At 65.0% G+C, this 2,804-nt stretch carries 1 protein-coding gene and 2 pseudogenes; 1 reads left to right on the forward strand and 2 read right to left on the reverse strand.

Annotation, left to right across the window (positions count from 1 at the left end):
* Positions 1 to 952: pseudogene (locus tag AHiyo1_RS23675) on the forward strand (DEAD/DEAH box helicase); the annotation flags it as partial.
* A gap of 24 nt (positions 953 to 976) precedes the next feature.
* Here the strand turns inward: AHiyo1_RS23675 and AHiyo1_RS23680 are convergent.
* Both AHiyo1_RS23680 and AHiyo1_RS23685 read right to left on the reverse strand, forming a co-directional pair.
* The gene (locus AHiyo1_RS23680; protein ID WP_059390254.1) at positions 977 to 1,603 is read right to left on the reverse strand and encodes an isochorismatase family protein; all 627 of its coding nucleotides are present in this window, start codon (positions 1,601 to 1,603) and stop codon (positions 977 to 979) included.
* Positions 1,604 to 2,804 (reverse strand): annotated as a pseudogene (locus AHiyo1_RS23685) (nicotinate phosphoribosyltransferase); the annotation flags it as partial.

The raw sequence follows: 2,804 nt of genomic DNA on the forward strand, positions 1-2,804 counted from the left end.
CTGACAAGCGCCTCAGTGAAGTGCGGCGCACCGTGCCCGACGCCGGCGGTCTGGTGATTGCCACGGATCACGACGACGCCCGCGCCTACGCCGGTCAGCTCAAGAAGATCACGGGTCAGTCGCCCACCGTGATCCTGTCCGATGATTCCAAGGCTTCGCACAAGATCGAGGAGTTCACCGCCAGCGACAAGCGCTGGATGGTGGCCGTCCGCATGGTGTCCGAAGGCGTCGACGTCCCCAGGCTTTCGGTCGGCGTCTACGCGACGTCCACCTCCACGCCGCTGTTCTTCGCCCAGGCCGTGGGCCGCTTCGTCCGTGCCGCAAACGCGGGGAAACGGCGTCGGTCTTCCTGCCCTCCGTGCCACCCCTCATGGCCTTGGCCAACTCCATGGAAGCCGAGCGGGACCACGCGCTGGACCGGCCGGAGAAGGAAGATCCGGACGGCCTCTTCAACCCCGAAGAGAGCCTGATGGCTGAGGCCAACCGCGAAGAGAAGGCCTCGGACTCCCTGGAGAAGGGCAAATTCGAGGCCCTCGATTCGCAGGCATCCTTTGACAGGGTGCTGTTCGACGGCGGCGAATTCGGTACGGGAGCCGATATCGGCTCCGAGGACGAACTTGATTTCCTCGGGATCCCCGGGCTGCTCGACGCCGAACAAGTGGGAACGTTGCTCCGGCAGCGGCAGCATGACCAGCAGTCGAGGAAGAAACGCCAATCTCCGTTGGCTGCCGCGGCGTCACCCGCGGTTCCGGACCACCGCATGCTGATGGACCTGCGCAATGAGCTCGCAAAAAACGTCGCGGCCTGGTCGGCCCGTACCGGCACCCCGCACGGCGTCGTCCACAACAAGTTGCGCGAAGTGTGTGGCGGACCGGCAGTCGCGCAGGCGAACGAGGAGCAATTGCAGTCGCGCCTGCGCAAGCTCCAGGATTGGTTCATCGGACGGAAGTAGAAGTGCTTGGCAGGGCTCCTGCCCTTAGCGCTGCCCCAGCTCGACGCCGTTTTCTTCCAGTTCCGCGTAGGTCTCGTCAAGATCTTCCGCGATTCCGGCGGTGAGTTCACCGATCACCGTCACCGAGTAGCCCGCCTGCACGGCGTCCAGCGCGGTGGCCCTGACGCAGTAGTCGGTCGCGATTCCCACCACGACGACTTCTTCCACTCCGTGGCTCTGCAGCCAGTCATCGAGCCCGAGGGCGTCCTCATCCAGCTCGACGGAGGGGACTGCACCGGGCGCGAGTTCGCCCATGGGCACTTCGTCTTCGGGCGCCAGGACTCCTTCGAATCCCGAGTAGGCGGCCGTGTACTGTCCCTTGCGGAAATAGGCCTGGACGTATTCGGCGTCGAGATCCGGGTGGAGCTCCGCGCCCTTGCTCCCGGCGCGGCAATGCGGCGGCCAACTGTCCACGAAGTCCGGAGTTTCCGAAAAATGGCTGCCCGGGTCCACGTGCCAGTCCTGCGTAGCCACGACGTGGTCGAAGTGCTGATGGTTCGCGTCCAGGTATTCGCTGATAGCAGCCGCCGTGGCGGCGCCACCTTCCACGGCGAGGGAGCCGCCTTCGCAGAAATCGTTCTGGACGTCCACGATAATCAGGGCACGGGACATTCAGTCCTCCTCATAGACGGTGGGGATTGCCGGCTCACCGCGCTGCAGCCTGCGCACTACTGGAGGCAATTCGGCCATGGTGGCAGCGTGGCGTTCCTGTGCCCGGACTACGCCCTCGTGTCCGGTCCATCCCGGGAGCAGCTCACCGTTCTTGATGAATTGCTGGAGCAACTGGCGGTCGTTACCATCGTCTTCCGGGCGGTGTCCGATGCCTACGATCTCCTGGGTTGCGATGCCGAGTTCGTTGAGCTTGCGCAGGGCGTATTTGCGGCCGCCCACGCTGGCCTTGTTCTTGGCTACCTTGGCCACGGGCACGAATTCCCCGGCATCGTTGGTCCGGCTGACGAGCTTGTAGACCATGCTGGCGGTGGGCGCTCCCGATCCTGTGACCAGGGAGGTGCCCACGCCGTACACATCCACCGGGGCCGATTGCAGGGCCGCGATCGCGTATTCATCGAGATCCGAGGTGACGACGATCCGGGTGTTGATGTTGCCGAGGTTGTCCAGCAGCTCGCGGACCCATTGGGCTTGGGCCACGAGGTCTCCGGAGTCCAGCCGGACAGCCCCGAGTTTGTCACCCGCGAGTTCCACCGCGGTCCGTACCCCGACCTCGACGTCGTACGTGTCCACCAGGAGCGTGGTTTCCGGTCCGAAGGCGGCGATCTGGGCTTCGAAGGCTCGCGCTCGGTGTCGTGCAGGAGAGTGAACGAGTGGGCGGCCGTGCCCACGGTCTTGATGCCGTAACGGCGTCCGGCTTCAAGGTTGGAGGTGCTGCCGAAACCGGCGATGACCGCAGCGCGGGCTGCCGCCGTCGCGGACTCCTCCTGGGTGCGCCGGGAGCCCATCTCGATGCAAGGCCGGTTGCCGGCCGCGCTGGTCATCCGGGAAGCAGCAGAAGCAATCGCGGTGTCATGGTTGAGCACGGACAAGATGTACGTTTCCAGGATGCAGGCTTCCGCGAACGTTGATTCGACGATCAGGATGGGCGAGCCGGGGAAGTAGGCCTCGCCCTCCGGATAGCCCCAGATGTCGCCGGAAAACCTGTAGTCGGCGAGGAAGTCCAGTGTTTGCCTGTCAACGACTTTGTGCTGATCGAGGAACGCGAGCTCGGCATCGCCGAAACGGAAGTCCTTGATTCCCTCAAGCAGCCGGCCGGTGCCGGCGACGATGCCGTAGCGGCGGCCGTCGGGCAGGCGGCGGG

It is taken from the genome of Arthrobacter sp. Hiyo1, from assembly GCF_001263615.2.
Taxonomy (GTDB): domain Bacteria; phylum Actinomycetota; class Actinomycetes; order Actinomycetales; family Micrococcaceae; genus Arthrobacter.

Excerpts from the sequence above, each read along its gene's own strand:
- AHiyo1_RS23680 (WP_059390254.1), bottom strand. The coding sequence starts at position 1,603 with ATGTCCCGTGCCCTGATTATCGTGGACGTCCAGAACGATTTCTGCGAA.